This window comes from Pseudoalteromonas aquimarina (assembly GCF_049257255.1).
Classification (GTDB): Bacteria; Pseudomonadota; Gammaproteobacteria; order Enterobacterales; family Alteromonadaceae; genus Pseudoalteromonas.
Genome location: NZ_JBMMUG010000006.1, coordinates 98,445 through 116,497, shown reverse-complemented (window position 1 = coordinate 116,497; position 18,053 = coordinate 98,445). Strand labels below are relative to the sequence as shown.

Here is an 18,053-nt window from a genome sequence, read left to right as displayed (position 1 = left end):
ACTTAGGTTAAAGCCTTTTTAATTTGATTTAGGATGATTTATTAGTACCTTAGTTTGTTCGATAAACTTTTCTAACTGATCGCAGGGTAGCGGTTTACTAAAAAAGTAACCTTGCACAACATCACATCCCATTACATGCAAGAAATAAGATTGCGCTTCGGTTTCAACCCCTTCGGCAACAACATCAATATTCAAATATTTCGCTAAACGGATAATGGTTGCGGTGATATTTCTATCTTGTTCTGACTTTTCGATATCAATCACAAATGAACGGTCTATTTTAAGGCGATCAATCGGGAACTGTTTAAGATAACTTAATGACGAATGGCCAGTGCCAAAATCATCAAGGGCTATGGTAAATCCCAAACGCTTTAACTTGAGCATTTGCTGCAGTGCAAATTCAGGGTCATTCATCATGACACTTTCGGTAATCTCAAGCTCCATGGTGTCCCCTGATATTTGGTATTTTTGCAGGTAATTTGTTAAGTCCTCAATTAAATCTGAGCGCTGAAAATGAATAGCTGATAAATTTAATGCCACACGACCGTTGAGCTTTACCCCTTTTTGTTGCCATTGTTTTATTTGTTGGCAGCACACCTCAATCAATACTCGAGTTAATGGAATAATGGCGTTATTGGCTTCTGCAACGGAGATAAACTGAGCGGGGCTGCGGATCTCTTGATTGCCATCAGGCCAGCGAGCAAGCGCTTCTACACCACAAATTTGATTGGTTCGGGTATTAAATTTAGGTTGGTAATACAAGATAAATTCTTTCTCAACAATAGCGCGATTAATTTCATTTTCGATTGAAAGTGATGCAGGCGAATGGGTTTTTACAGCACGATTAAATATTTGAAAAGTATTTTTGCCGTTAGATTTTGCATGCTGCAGTGCCGAGTCAGCGCTACGTAATATTGATTCACTATCATAGCCATTATCGGGGTAAATTGCAGCGCCTATACTGGCAGATAAACATAAGTCCAAATCATCTAATAACATGGTGCGCGACAGCTCAGAAAGAAGCTTTTCACAAAGTCGCTTAATATTAAAAATATTCAATGGTGTGAAAACATGAGGTGGCAATAAAATACCAAACTCATCACCACCTAAGCTCGCAAGTGTGAAATTTGGCGAAATTGTTTGTTCAAGTCGCTGGGCGGCCATTTTTAAAACTCTATCGCCGTAACTATGGCCAAGTGCATCATTTATCTTATAAAAGTTATCTAGATTGATAATCAAGACGCAGAATTCAGGTTGGTTACTTGAACTTGCATTAATTGCCAAGTTAAGTTGTTCAATAAACACTGTGCGGTTTAGTAGCCCGGTAATTCGATCCCGTGTGGCTAAGTCCCTTAGTTGTTTTTCTTGTTGTTTTTGCTGAGTGATATCTTTGAACATGCCAACATAATGAATTTCGGTATCAAGACCTAACTTACTTGGCAGCTTGATTTTGGTAATGTTCAATGAAATGGCAATTAACTCAGCATTTTTACGTTTGCTCCAAATCTCACCAGACCATGAGCCTTTATCTTTAATTGCGTGTTTAATAATTTGCTCAAGTTTTGTGTTACGGGATTCGCCATCAAATACTTTGAGTTGCTTTCCTTTAACATCCGCTTGGCTAAAACCGGTAATGGTGTAAAACGTTTTGTTTACATTAAGTACTTTGAGCGCTTCATCACTGATCCAAACAGCTTCTTGGGTTTGAGCAAGAAGGGCAGATGTTAGCCCATATTGAGCATCTTTGCGGTGTTTAAACCACCAAAGAAACGAGATGATAAACAGGCTAAAAAGCAGCAATAGTGTAGCAGCTTGCCAAGCATTAAGTTGAAAATAATTATGTGAAAAATTAATTGATATGGGCTGCTGAGTTAAACCATTACGGTTATAAATTGAGATTTGTTGCAATGCTTTATTATTCACAAGGAGTGCAATCGTATCTTGTCCTTGTGGTAAGTTTACCCAAGGCATATCCACTGAAAACCGATAGCTGAGGGCAATCGCGTTAGCTGGTATATCATTATCAAAAAGCGAAATGACGATATTTGTTTCTTGCTGTGTAAGGACAAGCGTATCGGTGCTTAAATGACTGCTTTGCTGATTTAAATTGATTTCTCTAACTGCTAACCCAGTAAGTGGATAGATAGCAGCTGAATTTGTAACTGGGTAAGAGAAAATTTGATTATCTTTAACAAAATGCTGCTTATCGTAGTAAAAGTTAAAACTGCTATGCAAAAACGCTGTGGTATCGAACCTGGCAGCAACTTGCTTTAACTCGATATCAAACAACAGCACTTGTTCATCTGTATGAAGCCAGATAAAGCGCTCTTGTTGATGCGTAAAGCTGTGCACAGTGTTTTTAAATAAAAGCTCATAATGCCATTCATTTGCCGTTTTTTTGATTTGCCAAAAACCGTTATTTGTTGCTAAGAAAAACAGGCCATTATAAAAACTAGCAGATACGATTTCGCCAACGTGTTGAGGCGTATTAAAAAACGCAAATGTAACATCGCCCGTGTTTCGGTAAATGCCCTTTGTGGTGACAACGAAGGGTGGGCTTTTTCCATCACCAATCAGGGCAACCGAATGGGTAAAAGGGAATTTAGTTTGCTGTTGGTGGCTTTTAAGATCAAAAGTGTAAATATATTGCGCATCTGAAAACCATAACTCACCTTGATTGTTTAAGTAAAAATGCTCAATGTTTTGCTGTTGTATAAGATGTGAAAGCTGATTGCTGGCAATGTGGTAGCGCCATAAACCAAATTTGTTCTGTAAGTAAAAATACTCTCCATGCCACTGAATTTGTTCAAAATTGTAATCTGAGAATTGCTCCCGAAACACATTTTCTAATTTTGATGGTGTGATATTGAGTGCGTTTAGTGAAGTTAAATACCAATTGGTGTTTTGATGTTTTAATAAAATATCGCCATTTAAGAGAGGATAAATGTTACTAACTAGGGAAAGGTTCAAAGCATTCACTTTGCCAATGTCAAAATGATATTGATAAATATCTCCCTTACTTTCAAGCAATAAGGAAGATCCGCCAATAGAATAAATGGCATCAATTTCAATATTAACTTCAGTGGTTTCAATCTCTAATGTGCTAGGGCTAATAAAATAAAGAGCCTTATTTTGGGTAAACCAAAGTCTGTTCTTTCTGTCGATAAAAAGTGATTTTATTGGGTTTGATAAGTTAAATGTTTTCTTAATATTTTTTGTTTTTTCAAAATAGAGTAATTTATTTGAACTTGTTGTAAGCCAAAATGTATGGTCATTAACGATTTGGTAATCAAGTACGAATTCACTAAGTGCTGCGGTGAGATTTTCAGGTTTCTGCCATCCTGATTGGTAGTTTAATAGTCGCCCTTTACTAATAAAAAACAATTGATTATGTGCACTAGCTAGCTTTGAAACATGTTCACTATAGCGTGTTTCAAGTGCTGGATTTTCAAGGTTGTATTCTAAAAGTTGATTATCAGTCGCTAAAAATAGGAGGTTATTTACACGCTCAATTTGATGGAATGAGGACTTACTTAAGTGTTTTAAGGTGTCATCACTGACTTTTACTAGCTTATTAGGCGTGAACATGTACAAGCCTTGCGAGCTCGCAATTAACGATGCACCATTTTTTAATGATGCAATATCATTGATAGTAATATTCTGTTGCTTAAAATCGGTTAACGCTATTAATCTTTGTGATGAAATATCATCTGCATCGCTTTTGAATATGACAAATAGGCATATAAATAACGTTAAGCAACAATGAAAAAGAGTAGGGCGCTTCAATTAAACTGTCTAGCAAGTGTTTTTAAATTGAGCTTAGTTTAATTTTTGCAAAGTGCGAGTTAAAAGCGCCTTATTGAGATGTGAAATTAATTTTTTATTAAATAGCGCCCTCAAAATCAAACTGTCGCCAAGCTTCATACACGAAAACAGCTACGGCATTTGATAAGTTCATACTGCGGCTGTCTGGCATCATTGGGATGCGTAAACGTTGCTCATTTGGTAATGATTCAATGAGGTCATTTGGTAATCCGCGTGTTTCTGGACCAAATAAAAGGCAATCACCGCGTTCAAATTGTGCTTTATGATAGTGCCCAGAACCTTTGGTGGTACAAGCAAACACTCGTTTAGGTTGGGTTTTTTCTAAAAAAGCTTCTAAGTTGGCGTGGCGTTCTACATGACTAAATTCATGGTAATCTAAACCCGCACGACGCACGCGCTTATCATCCCAATCAAAACCCAACGGCTCGATCAAATGTAGTTTAAAGCCGGTATTTGCACATAAGCGAATAATGTTACCTGTGTTTGGTGGTATTTCTGGCTGGTACAGCACGATATCTAACATGTTTAACCTACGATTAAGTGTTTTATACTAGTTTATCAAAGCTTTCAGGTTCGATACTATAAGTAATAGCAATAGTTCTTTGCTCAAATTTCACAGGGGCAACACAGTTTATAATGAAAGAAAAAGATTACGCATATTGGGTTAAGCTCTCTAGTAGCCTAACGTTAGTGTTAGCAAGCACCATGGTTGCTGCAAAGTTTTGGGCGTGGCTTAGTACTGGTTCTACGACCATGCTTGGTTCTTTGACGGATTCTTTACTCGATATAACTGCATCGGCAATTAATTTTTGGGTACTTAGAATTGCTTTAGTTCCGGCCGATGATGACCACCGTTTCGGTCATGGCAAAGCTGAATCTTTAGTAGGATTGGGGCAAGCTGCGTTTATTGCTGGTAGTGCGTGTTTACTTGCCTTTTACGGTGTGGAGCGTTTGTTAAACCCAGTTGTTAGTGAATCGGTAATGACGGGTGTAGCAGTGAGTGTTTATGCACTGTTTTGTACTTTGTTAATAATCACTATTCAGCATTGGGCGCTAAGGCAAACTAAATCAGTTGCGATTAAAGCTGATTCGGTACATTACAAAGGGGATTTACTGTTAAACCTGAGTGTCATTGTGGCGCTTGTACTGGCTAACATCGGCTGGGTTTATAGTGATGGTATTTTTACCCTGCTTATTTCAGGTTACCTTTTTTATAATGCCTATGATGTTGCTCGCGAGGCGACAGACTACCTGATGGATAAAGAGCTGGATGATGACGTTAAAACTGAGATTGAACAAGCTATTTTAGCGCATACAGAAGTATTGGGCTTTCATGAGCTCAGAACGCGTCAAAGTGGTCCAACTAAGTTTATTCAGATGCATTTAGAGCTAGATAGCAATTTAACTTTAGCGCATGCTCATCGAATATCTGAAGAGGTTGAAGCCGCTATTCATAAAATAATTGAAGGTGAAGTCGACGTACTTATTCACAAAGATCCGTTTTAAAAAAATCACAAATATCATTTAAGGCAAGGCTGCGTATGTGGTCTTGCTCAAACAGAATTTCGTGCCAGCTATTTGAATATACTTTCTTTAGGATGAGGGAGTTGTTATGCACCACTTCATCTTGGGCGCTATTTTCTACAATGGAGTCTTTTTCTGCTTGCAGTAATAAGATTGGTAAAGCGGCTGGCGTTTTGCTTATTTGATCAATTGCGCTAAAGGCTTGTGCTAACCAGCCTACAGTTACACCACCTAATTTTAAGCCAGGGTTTTCTTTATAAAGTCTTCTAAATGCTGCGTAACGCGGCTCACTTTTCATCAGTTGGTTATTTAAAAATGGCTTTTCTTGGTAACCCGCTTGACCAAAAAAATAACGAGTGTTGAATCCAATCGCATTTAATAATTTTACTAAAAATTTTGCAATTGAATAGGGCAAGCCTTGGGTTGGAATACCAAACATTGGGGCACTAAGCGCCGCTTTTTTGAAAGGGTGAGGGTGATTTGCAAGATATAGGTAGCTAATAGCAGCGCCCATAGAGTGCGCCAGTAAAAAATGAGTGCCTTGCCAGTTTGCTTTTACAACTTGGTTTACAAAGAGCGCTAAACCTTCAATATAATCATTAAAGTGATGAATATAACCTTTATCAGCTACTGGAAGTAAACGGCTAGAAAGGCCTTGGCCCAAATGATCAAACATAAAAATGGCAAATCCTTGGCGATAAAAATCGTATGCGACCTCTTGGTATTTTAGATAGCTCTCGCAGCGGCCATTAACGATTGTTATGGCCGCTTTGGCGTTTTCTGGAATAATAAATGCGTAACTAAGTTGGTTACCATGAAAGCTAAATTTTGCATGCGTTACATTTTGCCAAAATTGGTCAATATTATTTTGTTTCATTGTTTAGCGTTATGGTTACTTTTAACCCAGAGTTTGGTTGATTTGCTAATGAGATAGTACCTTGATGTAATTCAATTGCCTGTTTGGCGATTGCCAAACCAAGCCCTGCGCCGCCGCTTTGCCTTTCACGTGATTGTGAAACCCGGTAAAACGGTTCTAGTAAATAAGGTAAATCTGCGTCACTTACGCCATCACCATCGTCACAGATGGTAATAATGGTGTTATTTTCGCTGTCATCAATAGTGCAGTGAATAGCAGACTTAGCATACTTAATTGCATTTCTTAATATGTTCTCAAAAGCACTGGCGATTAATGCAGCATCTAGTGGTAGCTGTTTTTGACTAGCACCGCTAATTGTGAGTGTTTTTTGTTGTTGTTCAGACTCGAATTCAGCATCTTTAAGCACCTGTTGTAAAATAGATTGTAAAGGTTGCAGCTCTTTTTCAATATACTGATTATTCGCTTCTAACCGTGATAGCTTTAATACATCAGATATCATTTTATCTAAATTATTTGCCTCTTTTTCAATGCGGGCCAAATAACTTTCTTGTTCACTTGATTGCTTTAGTTGAGCAAGCCCCGTTGCCATTTGAAGCCGTGTAAGTGGTGAACGTAATTCATGAGAGATATCTGCCATAAGCCGTTTTTGGCTAGTAACTAAAGACTCAAGTCGCTGTGCCATTTGGTTAAAGTCTTTTGCTAACGTTGTAAGCTCATCTCCTGACTTATTAGTAATCTCTACGCGAGTATCGAGTTGCCCATTTGCTAATTGTGAGGTCGCATGTTTTAACGCATTTATTGGTTTAATTAGAACTCGGCTAAAGAACAAGCTGAGTAACAGAGTTGCGCCAATAACAACGAGTAGTTTTAGCCATAACGGCATTAACACGATGCGAATACCTAAAGGAGGTGAACGCCAAGGCTCGATATCGTACATAAGGTAGTCTTGGTTTTGATAATTCACCTTAATAGGCCCCATAGCGCGATACTGCGCTGTTGTTATGATTTGTGGCGCAAGTTGCTGGGTGAATGCCAATAAGCTGACATCAGGTTGCTCTTTAGCTTGTTGATTAAAAAAAGCAATATTGCTGTCAGGCAGCATAAAATAAAGTAAGCGATGACGTGAGATGCGTGGCTGAGATGCCAATTGTTCTAGTGTTTTTTCGGGCTTTTTCAATTGCGCTCTTTCTAAGCCGCTTGCTAGACGTTTGAGGTTTAATAGCTTAGGCCCGTGAAGTGTATGACTATCAACGCTAGTCTCAGTTAACTGACTAAGCAAGAAAAGCACTGAAAAAGTGCATAAAATAGTGAGCCAAAACCAACCAAATATCTTAAAAAATAGATAATTCCTGGGATTAAAAAGCTTTAGCATTAGGCGCTCCCAAGTAAAATATAGCCAGCACCGCGGACTGTTTTTATTTTTTCTTGTTCAATGTGCTCCGCAATCTTTTTGCGAATATTACTTACATGCATATCAATTGAGCGGTCAAAAGGGGCTAATTTTCTGCCAAGTACTTGTTCGCTAATTGCTTCTTTACTTACAATTTCGCCTTGATTGTTCAGTAATAAAAACAAGATTTCAAACTCAGTACCTGTTAATTCAATTTTATTCTCAGCAACGAAAGCTTCTCGTGTATGCGGCGTAAGGCGTATACCATTTTCTTCTAACGAATTATTGGCTTGAAGTTGCTGGATATTTTCGATTCGTCGTGTAATGGCTTTTACACGCGCCAATAGCTCTCGGTGGTTAAACGGTTTTGCTAGATAATCGTCGGCGCCGAGTTCTAGGCCAAAAATTCGGTCAAAATCTTCGCCCTTAGCTGTTAGCATGATAACCGGCGTTAATTTGGTTTGGCGCAGCTGTTTTAGCACTTCAAAGCCATCAATGCCTGGAAGCATCACGTCTAATAATATCACGTCATAATCATGTGTTTGTGCGTGTGATAAGCCGGTGTCACCCCGATGATAAGCGGTGATTGAAAATCCGTGCGATGAAAGGTATTCAGTTAATAACTCAACAAGTTCTATATCATCATCTATTAAGAGTACTTTCATGTTAATACCTAATTATGTACAGCTAATAAGTGTATTTTAAGTGCATTTTTACACGGCAAAAAGCAATTTACATAACCTTTACATTGCTTTGCGTTGCTTTTCATTGGGCTTGTTAAAGTAACCATAACATTAAACGAGACCTAACTGGAGAATGTTATGAACTTAAAACTTTTAATATCAGCTGCGGCAATTTCAATTGCAGCGTTTGCAAGTACAGCCCTAGAAGCGAAACCTCATAATGCAGGTATGAATATTTATCGAATGTTGCTATCTGAGCGAGCAGTTGAACGCCTTGACTTGACAACCACTCAGCAAGAGAAAATTAAAACGATTGCTGAATCTGAAAAAGCAGCAATGGAAGGGTTTAAAAAAGCACATCCAAACAAGCGCAGCGAGATTAAAGCGCTTGTTCATGCTGAAATTTTTGATGAAACTGCTTTTCGTCAAGCGTTTGCCAAAGGTCAAAGCGAAAGAGTGGAAATGGCTGTGTTAAAGGCGAAAAATAAAAACGCGGTTTGGAATACGCTTACTTCAGAGCAGCAAGAAAAATTTGAAAAGATGATGAAAAAGCGCAAAACAAAAATGGCAAAACAGCACAAGAAAGAAAGTTAAGAATACGAAAAAGTGCAATCCTAGGGTTGCACTTTTTTAACTGTGTTATTCTTTGAAAAAACCTTCTTGATTAGCTGCAAGCATAGCCTCGATATCTTCAATGTTTTCTGGTGTAAATGCTTGCTCAGGGGTAAGTGGTGTTGAAATTTTGTGATTTTCTTCAGACCATTCGCCTAAATCAATCAGTTGACAGCGCTTTGAGCAAAAAGGGCGAAATTCAGATGAAGCTTGCCATAAAACTTCTTTTTTACATGTTGGGCAGTTTACAGATGTTGGCACTACAGTTATCCGATGTATTATTTTAAAAGAATGTTAGAGAATAAACTTACTAGAGTAAAGTTTAGATAAAAGAGCTTTGCTATTAATACGAAATATCAAAACGCATTTTAATAACTTGTTACTCGGTTAATTTCAGCAAGACTGGTAACCCCTTTTGCCGCTTTCTCTAAGCCTGATATTCTTAAGCTATTAAAACCGCTCTCCAATGATGCTTTTGCTATATCCAGTGAGTTCCCACCTGACATTATAATTTGTGATATTTCAGGTGTTATCTTCATTACCTCATAAACACCCACACGACCTTTGTAACCCTCAGTGCAATGCTCACAACCAACGGCTTTATAAAGGGTTATAGAAGCTATTTGCTCGTCAGAAAACCCTTGTGATTTTAATTCCTCAAATGGTAGAGATTCAGGTTCTTTACAGTTGTTGCATAAGCGCCTAGCAAGTCTCTGCGCAATAATGAGGCTGATTGAACTTGCAACATTATAAGCAGGTACGCCCATATTTAGTAAGCGAGTAAGGGTTTCTGGAGCTGAATTAGTATGCAGTGTACTTAAAACTAAGTGACCAGTTTGCGCTGCTTTAATTGCGATTTCAGCTGTTTCTAAATCACGTATTTCGCCCACCATGACAATATCAGGATCCTGACGTAAAAAAGCTCGGAGTGCGTTAGCAAAAGTCATATCGGCTTTTGGGTTAATTTGCACTTGATTAACGCCTACCAAGTTAATCTCTACAGGATCTTCTGCGGTAGAAATATTTACCTCGGGTTTATTTAAAATATTAAGGCCGGTGTAAAGCGATACCGTTTTACCGGAACCTGTAGGACCCGTTACTAAAATCATGCCCTGAGGTTGTGATAAAGCATCGAGATACATTGCTTTTTGGTTTGGCTCATAACCTAAAACATCAATGCCGAGCATAGCGCTGCTGGAGTCTAAAATCCGCATTACAATTTTTTCACCCCAGAGGGTTGGTAATGTTGATACACGGAAATCAATGCTTTTTTTCGCTGTTATTTTTAGCTTAATGCGGCCATCTTGCGGTTTACGCTTTTCTGCAATGTCCAATCGTGACATAACTTTTACACGTGCGGATATTCGTGATGAAAGCATTTGTGGTGGTGTTGCCACTTCATGCAAAATGCCATCGATGCGAAAACGGATACGATAGGTTTTTTCGTAAGGTTCAAAGTGCAAATCCGATGCACCTTTACGAATGGCATCCATCAATATTTTATTTATATAAACAATGATGGGCGCATCATCTTTATCAGTTGAGCTATCTTCTGATAAGTTAGCCTCTGTATCTGATACCTCAATATCGCCAAATTGTTCAAACTCATCTTCTGAAAGATCTAGCGCATCAGCTTTACTAAAAATAGATTCAATAAATTGTTCTAGAGAATTGTAATCAACAACGATGGCTTCTGTTTGCAGGCCAGTATTAAATTCAAAATCTTCAAAGGCATCAAAATCAGTTGGGTCTGAAGTTGCTAAAAAGAGGGTTCTACCTCTTTTCGATAAAGGGATTAGGTGATGCTTTTTTACAAGCTCCTCACTGATATTATCGAGTGGTACATTGCTTGGATCTACTTTTGTCAGATCAAGACTTGGTAGGTTGAACCATAACGCGCAATGTTTGGCTAACTCTTTGGATGAAAGGTTACTGTTATTGAGAATAAACTCACTTGTGTGAATATTAGCCGTTGATGCAACAGATACTTTATCACTTGGAATAAAGCCAAGTGCAACACACTTACGAATAAGCGGAGAGTTTACATTCATAACTTGCCCCCAATTTTTCATATACTTAAGTGTTGTTGAGAAAATGAAGATTGCAAGTTTTGGTTGGTAAGATGTTTTAAAAGTAAGTTTGTTGCAGGGAAAAGTTAATTCGGTAGTAATGAATTATGAATAGTTAATACTTGGTTTTGAGTATTTTCAATCGAACCTGAATTATCAATGATTAAATCAGCTTTTTCGAGTTTTTCAGCTCGAGGCATTTGAGACTCAATTATCTTTATAATTTGCTCTTTAGTTACATTATCTCTAGATGTTGCGCGTTCAATTTGCTGCTCTGTTGGAATATCCACTACGATGGTTTTAACACAGAGTTGGTCTAAGCCATTTTCTAACAGCAGTGGGGCATCTAAAATAACATATGGCCCTTTTGCTTCACTTAATTGTTTTATAATTTCTTGGCGAATAATGGGATGCAGCAAATTATTTAGCCATGATTTATCTGACTCGTTTTTAAAAATAATTTGGCGTAACTTAGTGCGATTGAGTTCACTATTATCAAGCAATATTTCTGGACCAAACTGCTTTGCAATTTCTTTAAGGGCTGGAGTATCCGGGGCAACTACTTCACGGGCGATTAAATCAGCATCAACAATTGTAATACCCAAATTTTTGAAAAAGTTCGAAACAGTCGACTTACCAGTAGCGATGCCACCGGTAAGCCCTAAAATAGGAATAGCCATATTAACCAGCAAGCAAATTTAAATATGCCGATTGAATTGATTCGCCCCATATTAGTGATATCCACCCAGCAATGGCAATGTAAGGGCCAAATGGAATAGGGGTAGCTTTGTCTTTACCTTGCATTGAAAGCAGTGTGATGCCAATTACAGCACCAACTAAACTCGACATTAACACTATCATAGGTAGATACTGCCAACCTAACAATGCACCAAAGACAGCCATGAGCTTAAAGTCGCCATAGCCCATACCTTCCTTACCTGTCAGTAGTTTAAATACCCAATAGACAGACCAGAAAACTAAGTAACCAACAGCAGCCCCAATAATCGCCTGAGCTGGATCGATGGTTAGCCCCACTACTGACGCTAGCAACACCAACCAAAGTAGCGGTAAAGTAATTTGGTCGGGCAATAGCATATGGTCAATATCAATGAATATAAGTGCTATTAATGCGTAAGTAAGAATTAAATACAAACCAGCTTGCTCAGTCACGCCGTAATTGTAAGCAATAACAAGGCCAGCAAGACCCGTTAAAAGCTCAATGCTCGGATATCTAACCGATATTTTGTTACCACAGCAGGCGGCTTTACCACGTAAAAATAACCAACCAAATACTGGCAAATTGAACCAAGGTTTAATTTGCGTATTACAGTGCGGGCAAGTAGAGCTTGGCGTTATCAAGTTAAATGCCTTTGAACTAGCTTCATAAGGCGTTTTTAAGTTGTCAGCAAGCAATAAACTGCATTCAGCTTTCCACTCGTTTTCCATCATTTTAGGTAAACGATAGATAACAACATTTAGAAAGCTGCCAATGCAAATACTTACAAAAAATACTGTCGAATAATAAAACCAAGCTGTGTTTGTAAAAGTCTCTAAGATACTGCTCATTAGAACTTAACCACCTACAATCTTACCTAATTGGAAGATAGGTAGATACATTGCAACAATCAAACCGCCAACAAGAACACCCAAAACAGCCATAATCAGTGGTTCGAGTAAGCTTGAAAGGCCGTCAACAGCATCATCAACTTCTGATTCATAAATACTAGCAACTTTACCAAGCATTTCATCTAATGACCCTGATTCCTCACCAATGGCAACCATCTGAACAACCATATCAGGAAAAACCCCTGAGTTTTTCATAGCAAAGTTCATTTGATTACCTGAACTTACTTCATTTTTTATGTCTAGAATCGCATCACGATATAATGCATTGCCAGAGGCTCCAGCGGCTGAATCTAGTGCATCAACTAAAGGTACACCTGCTGCAAATGTAGTCGATAATGTTCGTGCATAACGGGCCACAGCAGCCTTGTGCAGAATTGTTCCTACAACTGGAAACTTTAAAACAGCTTTGTCTGTATTATCACGGACTTTTTTACTTGATTGATGGGCTCTTTTAAAGAGCATTATTCCGATGAATAACACTCCAAAAACTATCCACCAATAAGCTTGCATAAATTCAGATATTCCTATAACAAACTGAGTAAATGCTGGTAACTCTGCACCAAAGCCAGCAAATACTTGTTCAAACTGAGGAACAACGAATATTAATAGAATCACAGTAACAATAAATGCAATTGTAAGAACTGCTATTGGATAAAACATTGCTTTTTTAATTTTTGACTTAAGGGCTTCAGCCTTTTCTTTGTAAAGTGCAACTCGGTCAAATATTCTATCAAGAGCACCCGATTGTTCACCAGACTCAACAAGGTCACAATAAAGATCATCAAAATACTTAGGATGCGCTCTAAGAGCATTACTCAAAGGGTCACCGGCTTTCACTTCATCTGCAATTTTAGTAATCAATTTTTGTAGTGATTTGTTTTCAGAGCCATTAGCAATCATATCCAATGCTTGAATTAATGAAACACCAGCAAGTAGCATTGTCGCGAGTTGTCGAGTGAAAACAGCAATATCTTTTGGTTTAATTGGCTTTTCATTATTTAAGCCGAAAAGAGGTTGAGCTTTTTTCTTAACTTTAGAAGGAATAATGCCTTGTTTTCGCAGCTGGGCTTTTACAATAGCCACACTTGGCCCATTTAATTCACCTTCCATTTTTTTGCCTCGCGCATTCACACCAACCCAAGCGAATGTAGTAAGGCTATTTTTTTTATCTTTTTTTGCCATTGTTTATCCTTAATTAACCACCTGCAGGACGATTATAACTCATCAGTTTAGCGTTATTAAACGAGAGGATCTAGTTTAATAACTAGTAACACGATTTATTTCGACAATACTCGTAACACCTGAAGCTGCTTTAACTAAACCTGATTTTCTTAAATTATTAATGCCTTCTTGCTCTGCAATTTGTGCAATTTGCAATGAATTCCCACCTTGCATTATTACTTCAGCAATTCTTGGTGTAATTGGCATCACTTCATATATACCAACTCGGCCTTTATATCCTTCAGTACATTTATCACAACCTACGGCTTTATATAGTTGCATCGATGATATTTGTTCTGAATCAAAACCTAATTTTAAAAGTTCTTGCTCAGGAAGAGTTTCTGGTTCTTTACAAACTGGGCAGAGACGTCTAGCAAGGCGCTGGGCAATAATTAAACTAACTGAACTAGCAATGTTATATGATGGCACACCCATATTCATTAAACGGGTTAGTGTTTCAGGAGCTGAGTTGGTATGCAGCGTACTTAACACTAAGTGACCCGTTTGCGCGGCTTTTATGGAAATCTCAGCAGTTTCTAAATCACGTATCTCACCAACCATTACAATATCGGGGTCTTGACGTAAAAATGCGCGTAACGCATTAGCGAAGGTCATATCCGCTCTTGGGTTTATTTGTACTTGGTTTATACCCATTAAATTGATTTCAACTGGATCTTCAGCTGTTGAAATATTTCGCTCAGGTTTGTTTAATATATTAAGGCCGGTATAAAGAGATACTGTTTTACCAGAACCCGTTGGACCTGTTACGAGTATCATGCCTTGAGGTTGTGCAAGGGCATTTAAATAGAGTTCTTTTTGTTCTGGCTCATATCCCAGTACATCAATGCCTAACATAGCGCTTGATGAATCAAGAATACGCATTACAATTTTCTCACCCCAAAGGGTTGGTAGAGTAGATACACGAAAATCGATACTTTTTTTCGCGGTAATTTTTAATTTTATGCGTCCATCTTGAGGCTTTCGTTTTTCTGCAAGGTCCAGTTGAGACATTACCTTGATACGAGCAGAAATTCGACTTTCTAACCCAATAGGTGGGTTAGCCACTTCATGTAATACTCCGTCAACCCGAAAGCGAATACGGTAAACATGCTCATAAGGTTCAAAGTGTAAGTCGGAAGCCCCTCGTTTAATTGCATCCATTAAAATTTTATTAATGTAAACAATAATCGGAGCATCTTCTTCTTTGTTATTGATATCATTCTCTTCTTGAGCATGTGTATCAATATCAGCGCTAACGCCACTAAGTTCATTTAGTTGTTCATCATTTAATTCAATTCCGTCATTTTTTTCGAATAGAGAATCAATAACACTTTCTAATTCATCATGAGCAACGACAACGACTTCAGTTTGCAACCCTGTATTAAATTCATAATCCTCAAAGGCATCAAAATTGGTGGGATCTGCGCTTGCTAAATAAAGAGTTTTGCCTTTTTTTGAAATTGGTAAAACGCGATGCTTTTTAATAAGTTTTTCATTGCGCTCTTTACCATCTGGAAGCATGTCCAAATCAATACATTTTATTGATAAAAATGGCGTTTGAAATAGCGCTGCCGCTTTCTTAGCTAGCTCGTGAGGTGAAATATTACTAATCTGGCAAATATGTTCAGCTAAAGAACCTGAATAATCAGATGATAGCTTCTTAATATCAAGGAAACCATAGCTTGAAAGTTTTCTTATTAGAGGTGAAGAGAGTTGCATGCTGTTTAATTCAAAATCATGGAAATGCTAAATTACTATAAATAAGGTAATGCTGAGTGTCTATAAAAAAAAACTCGGCGAAAGCCGAGTTTTATAATATAAAATATAATTATTTAAGAAGCTTACAGCTACCTGAAGATAGTTCACACTCAACTGAAGCAGCTTCACCAGGAGCTTTTGCGTCAAATTGAGCTGCACCTGAAGCTGCTGGAGCAAAACCTGTCAGACCTACACAACGCTCTGCAGTACCGTTTGCCCATGCTGTACCAGTGTTTGATGTATGAACAATACCTGCGCGAACAAAAGCTGAAGCTTCAGCTAAACATGCTTTGTTTGCACTGTCGCGTGTGTAGTCGTTATAAGCAGGAAGTGCTACTGCTGCAAGAATACCGATAATTGCAACAACGATCATTAATTCGATAAGTGTAAAACCCTTCTGGGCTGTTTGTTTCATGTTTTTCATAATGTACCTCTAACGAGTGTTTATGGGGCTAAGTTATATAAAAGAGCAATGCAGTAAGCCTGAATTTACTCATTCCATCATTAGTATAGTTAACTTTCTCAAATGAGAAAGTAAGTATTAGTAACTTTTCCCTAAGCGATTAATACAAAACCATAAAAAATTATTAATTTGCCCTAAAAAACCACTCAAAGGTATTGCTTAGTTGGTTAATTAAGCACAAAACTAATTCCTTATTGTTAGCCTGTACATCCTGTACTCGCTATTTCTAATTAGATGCTAGCACGAGACTTTGCGCTTGTGTAGCTTCTTTTTTTACAATTAGCTTACATGTTCCTAAAATCATACTTAAGCATGATGTTTTAAAGTATGAAAAAGTTTCAACTCGCTAATTAAACGCCATTATTTTCAAAACGCATTGATAAATCAAGCGCTTTTACATGTTTTGTCAAAGCGCCTGATGAAATAAAGTCGACGCCAGCTTGTGAAAAGGTGCGTAAGGTCTCTAATGTCATATTGCCCGACACCTCTAATTTGGCGCGTTTATCAGTAATTGTAACTGCTTTGTTAATCATCTCAACAGTGAAATTATCTAGCATGATGATGTCTGCGCCAGCATCTAGCGCTAACTGCAGTTCTTCAAGGTTTTCTACTTCCACTTCGACTTTTTTATCTGGGTGGTTGGCTTTTGCTTGTGAAACCGCATTTTCAATACCGCCACAAGCGGCAATATGGTTTTCTTTTATAAGGAAGGCATCAAATAAGCCAATGCGGTGATTTTCGCCACCACCACATTTTACGGCATACTTCTGTAGTAAGCGTAAGCCCGGAATGGTCTTGCGAGTATCCAGTAGTTGTGTGCCTGTACCAGCTAGCTCTTTTACATAGTGGGCAGTAGTGGTTGCCGTGCCTGAAAGGGTTTGTACAAAGTTAAGTGCGGTGCGTTCAGCAGTTAAAATTGCACGTGCATTACCAACGGCAGTAAATAATGTTTGCTTTTCTTCGATGGTATCGCCATCTTCAACAAGTACGTTTACTTCAACACTCGAGTCAACTTGTTCAAACACTTCTAAAATAAGTTGCTTGCCACAAAATACACCTGCTTCTCGGGTGATTACTTTTGCGTTTGCTTGTTGTGTTGCCGGAATAAGCTGTGCAGTGATATCGCCATCAGCACTTTGGTAGTTTAAGTCTTCGTCGAGTGCAGATTTAACAAGTTGAGAAATTAATTGTTGAGAGAGAGCCATAGTGAAATTACAAATAATGAATGTTGCAATAATTTTATCGTGTTGATTTTAAGTTGGCTATGATTTTATTGGATTTCAGATTTCAGATTTCAGATTTCAGATTTCAGATTTCAGATTTCAGATTTCAGATTTCAGATTTCAGATTTCAGATTTCAGATTTCAGATTTCAGGGTTTTAGCATGTAGATTTCTTTCAGCCAATGTTAAGACCTGTTAATCTGGGCACTAAAATCTGAACTCTCTCTAAAAACATGAAAATAGAACAACACGTATTGCAAGGTATTTGCTTTTTGCCTTCTCCTCATTTTAATGAGCGTCCTGATGAACAAAATATTTCTTTAATTGTTCTTCACAATATTTCCTTACCAGCAGGGCAATTCGGGTTACCTTACATTACAGACTTATTTTTAGGTTGCTTGGACTGTACTGCTGATGCAAGCTTTAAAGAACTTCAAGGCCTTGAAGTATCAGCGCATTGTTTGATTCGTCGTGATGGGGAAATTATTCAATATGTGCCGTTTAATAAACGCGCATGGCATGCGGGTGTGTCGGAATATGAGGGTAGGCAAGGGTGTAATGATTTTAGTATTGGTATTGAGCTTGAAGGAAGCGATCATGTTCCTTTCACAAATGTGCAGTATGCTAGTTTAGAACAACTAGTCAAAACGCTTATAAAACATTATCCTACGTTGAGTGAGCATAATATAACTGGTCATAGTGATATTGCGCCAGGGCGTAAAACTGACCCTGGCCCTTATTTTGACTGGCAGCGCTTTCGCGCTTCAATTAGTTTGTAGAGCA

At 38.1% G+C, this 18,053-nt stretch carries 15 protein-coding genes and 1 pseudogene; 3 read left to right on the top strand and 13 right to left on the bottom strand.

What is annotated here, in order from left to right; all coding sequences use genetic code 11:
- Positions 1–18 precede the first annotated feature (18 nt).
- Both AAEU29_RS15695 and trmL read right to left on the bottom strand, forming a co-directional pair.
- The gene (locus AAEU29_RS15695; RefSeq protein ID WP_421974199.1) at positions 19–3,588 is read right to left on the bottom strand and encodes an EAL domain-containing protein; all 3,570 of its coding nucleotides are present in this window, start codon (positions 3,586–3,588) and stop codon (positions 19–21) included.
- A gap of 295 nt (positions 3,589–3,883) precedes the next feature.
- Positions 3,884–4,348, bottom strand: coding sequence for a tRNA (uridine(34)/cytosine(34)/5-carboxymethylaminomethyluridine(34)-2'-O)-methyltransferase TrmL (gene trmL, locus AAEU29_RS15690; RefSeq protein ID WP_421974198.1), 465 nt, complete (start codon positions 4,346–4,348; stop codon positions 3,884–3,886).
- Between the two features lie 113 nt (positions 4,349–4,461).
- Here trmL and AAEU29_RS15685 point away from each other — a divergent pair, with 113 nt between their 5' ends.
- Positions 4,462–5,331 carry a cation diffusion facilitator family transporter gene (locus AAEU29_RS15685; protein WP_421974197.1) on the top strand — a complete coding sequence of 290 codons (870 nt, stop codon included), beginning with the start codon at positions 4,462–4,464 and terminating at the stop codon, positions 5,329–5,331.
- Here AAEU29_RS15685 and AAEU29_RS15680 read toward each other — a convergent pair.
- The 3 genes from AAEU29_RS15680 to AAEU29_RS15670 form a co-directional block, all read right to left on the bottom strand.
- A complete protein-coding gene (locus AAEU29_RS15680; RefSeq protein ID WP_421974196.1) occupies positions 5,309–6,226 on the bottom strand; it encodes an alpha/beta fold hydrolase in 918 nt (305 codons plus the stop codon). The genes AAEU29_RS15685 and AAEU29_RS15680 overlap by 23 nt on opposite strands.
- The gene (locus AAEU29_RS15675; RefSeq protein WP_421974195.1) at positions 6,213–7,403 is read right to left on the bottom strand and encodes an ATP-binding protein; all 1,191 of its coding nucleotides are present in this window, start codon (positions 7,401–7,403) and stop codon (positions 6,213–6,215) included. Before AAEU29_RS15675 ends, AAEU29_RS15680 begins: the two co-directional genes overlap by 14 nt.
- A 194-nt stretch (positions 7,404–7,597) precedes the next feature.
- Positions 7,598–8,281: a response regulator gene (locus AAEU29_RS15670; RefSeq protein ID WP_421974194.1), complete on the bottom strand. Its 684-nt coding sequence runs from the start codon at positions 8,279–8,281 to the stop codon at positions 7,598–7,600.
- Between the two features lie 156 nt (positions 8,282–8,437).
- Here AAEU29_RS15670 and AAEU29_RS15665 point away from each other — a divergent pair, with 156 nt between their 5' ends.
- The gene (locus tag AAEU29_RS15665; RefSeq protein ID WP_421974193.1) at positions 8,438–8,893 is read left to right on the top strand and encodes a Spy/CpxP family protein refolding chaperone; all 456 of its coding nucleotides are present in this window, start codon (positions 8,438–8,440) and stop codon (positions 8,891–8,893) included.
- 45 nt (positions 8,894–8,938) lie between these two features.
- On the opposite strand, the gene yacG is transcribed toward AAEU29_RS15665, so the two are convergent.
- From yacG to nadC, 8 genes and pseudogenes are all read right to left on the bottom strand, one after another.
- Positions 8,939–9,172, bottom strand: a complete 234-nt coding sequence (yacG, locus tag AAEU29_RS15660) for a DNA gyrase inhibitor YacG (protein WP_421974192.1) — start codon at positions 9,170–9,172, stop codon at positions 8,939–8,941.
- Between the two features lie 107 nt (positions 9,173–9,279).
- Positions 9,280–10,962: a type IV-A pilus assembly ATPase PilB gene (pilB, locus tag AAEU29_RS15655; RefSeq protein WP_421974191.1), complete on the bottom strand. Its 1,683-nt coding sequence runs from the start codon at positions 10,960–10,962 to the stop codon at positions 9,280–9,282.
- 104 nt (positions 10,963–11,066) lie between these two features.
- The gene (coaE, locus tag AAEU29_RS15650) at positions 11,067–11,660 is read right to left on the bottom strand and encodes a dephospho-CoA kinase (RefSeq protein WP_421974190.1); all 594 of its coding nucleotides are present in this window, start codon (positions 11,658–11,660) and stop codon (positions 11,067–11,069) included.
- A gap of 1 nt (position 11,661) precedes the next feature.
- Positions 11,662–12,546, bottom strand: a complete 885-nt coding sequence (locus tag AAEU29_RS15645) for a prepilin peptidase (RefSeq protein WP_421974189.1) — start codon at positions 12,544–12,546, stop codon at positions 11,662–11,664.
- Between the two features lie 6 nt (positions 12,547–12,552).
- The gene (locus tag AAEU29_RS15640; protein ID WP_421974188.1) at positions 12,553–13,788 is read right to left on the bottom strand and encodes a type II secretion system F family protein; all 1,236 of its coding nucleotides are present in this window, start codon (positions 13,786–13,788) and stop codon (positions 12,553–12,555) included.
- Between the two features lie 75 nt (positions 13,789–13,863).
- Positions 13,864–15,546 (bottom strand): type IV-A pilus assembly ATPase PilB, encoded by a 1,683-nt coding sequence (pilB, locus tag AAEU29_RS15635; RefSeq protein WP_421974187.1) that lies wholly within the window; start codon positions 15,544–15,546, stop codon positions 13,864–13,866.
- A 346-nt stretch (positions 15,547–15,892) separates the two neighbouring features.
- Positions 15,893–16,000: pseudogene (locus tag AAEU29_RS15630) on the bottom strand (pilin); the annotation flags it as partial.
- 398 nt (positions 16,001–16,398) lie between these two features.
- Entirely contained in the window at positions 16,399–17,253 is an 855-nt protein-coding gene (gene nadC / locus AAEU29_RS15625) for a carboxylating nicotinate-nucleotide diphosphorylase (protein ID WP_421974186.1), read from the bottom strand.
- A gap of 250 nt (positions 17,254–17,503) precedes the next feature.
- Here nadC and ampD point away from each other — a divergent pair, with 250 nt between their 5' ends.
- Positions 17,504–18,049 (top strand): 1,6-anhydro-N-acetylmuramyl-L-alanine amidase AmpD, encoded by a 546-nt coding sequence (gene ampD / locus AAEU29_RS15620; protein ID WP_421974185.1) that lies wholly within the window; start codon positions 17,504–17,506, stop codon positions 18,047–18,049.
- Positions 18,050–18,053: the final 4 nt, after the last annotated feature.

Coding starts and splice junctions, on each gene's coding strand:
- AAEU29_RS15665 (WP_421974193.1), top strand. CDS start 8,438: ATGAACTTAAAACTTTTAATATCAGCTGCGGCAATTTCAATTGCAGCG.
- coaE (WP_421974190.1), bottom strand. CDS start 11,660: ATGGCTATTCCTATTTTAGGGCTTACCGGTGGCATCGCTACTGGTAAG.
- ampD (WP_421974185.1), top strand. CDS start 17,504: ATGAAAATAGAACAACACGTATTGCAAGGTATTTGCTTTTTGCCTTCT.
- AAEU29_RS15695 (WP_421974199.1), bottom strand. CDS start 3,588: ATGTTCACGCCTAATAAGCTAGTAAAAGTCAGTGATGACACCTTAAAA.
- AAEU29_RS15685 (WP_421974197.1), top strand. CDS start 4,462: ATGAAAGAAAAAGATTACGCATATTGGGTTAAGCTCTCTAGTAGCCTA.
- pilB (WP_421974191.1), bottom strand. CDS start 10,962: ATGAATGTAAACTCTCCGCTTATTCGTAAGTGTGTTGCACTTGGCTTT.
- pilB (WP_421974187.1), bottom strand. CDS start 15,546: ATGCAACTCTCTTCACCTCTAATAAGAAAACTTTCAAGCTATGGTTTC.
- nadC (WP_421974186.1), bottom strand. CDS start 17,253: ATGGCTCTCTCTCAACAATTAATTTCTCAACTTGTTAAATCTGCACTC.
- AAEU29_RS15645 (WP_421974189.1), bottom strand. CDS start 12,546: ATGAGCAGTATCTTAGAGACTTTTACAAACACAGCTTGGTTTTATTAT.
- AAEU29_RS15670 (WP_421974194.1), bottom strand. CDS start 8,281: ATGAAAGTACTCTTAATAGATGATGATATAGAACTTGTTGAGTTATTA.
- trmL (WP_421974198.1), bottom strand. CDS start 4,348: ATGTTAGATATCGTGCTGTACCAGCCAGAAATACCACCAAACACAGGT.
- AAEU29_RS15680 (WP_421974196.1), bottom strand. CDS start 6,226: ATGAAACAAAATAATATTGACCAATTTTGGCAAAATGTAACGCATGCA.
- AAEU29_RS15640 (WP_421974188.1), bottom strand. CDS start 13,788: ATGGCAAAAAAAGATAAAAAAAATAGCCTTACTACATTCGCTTGGGTT.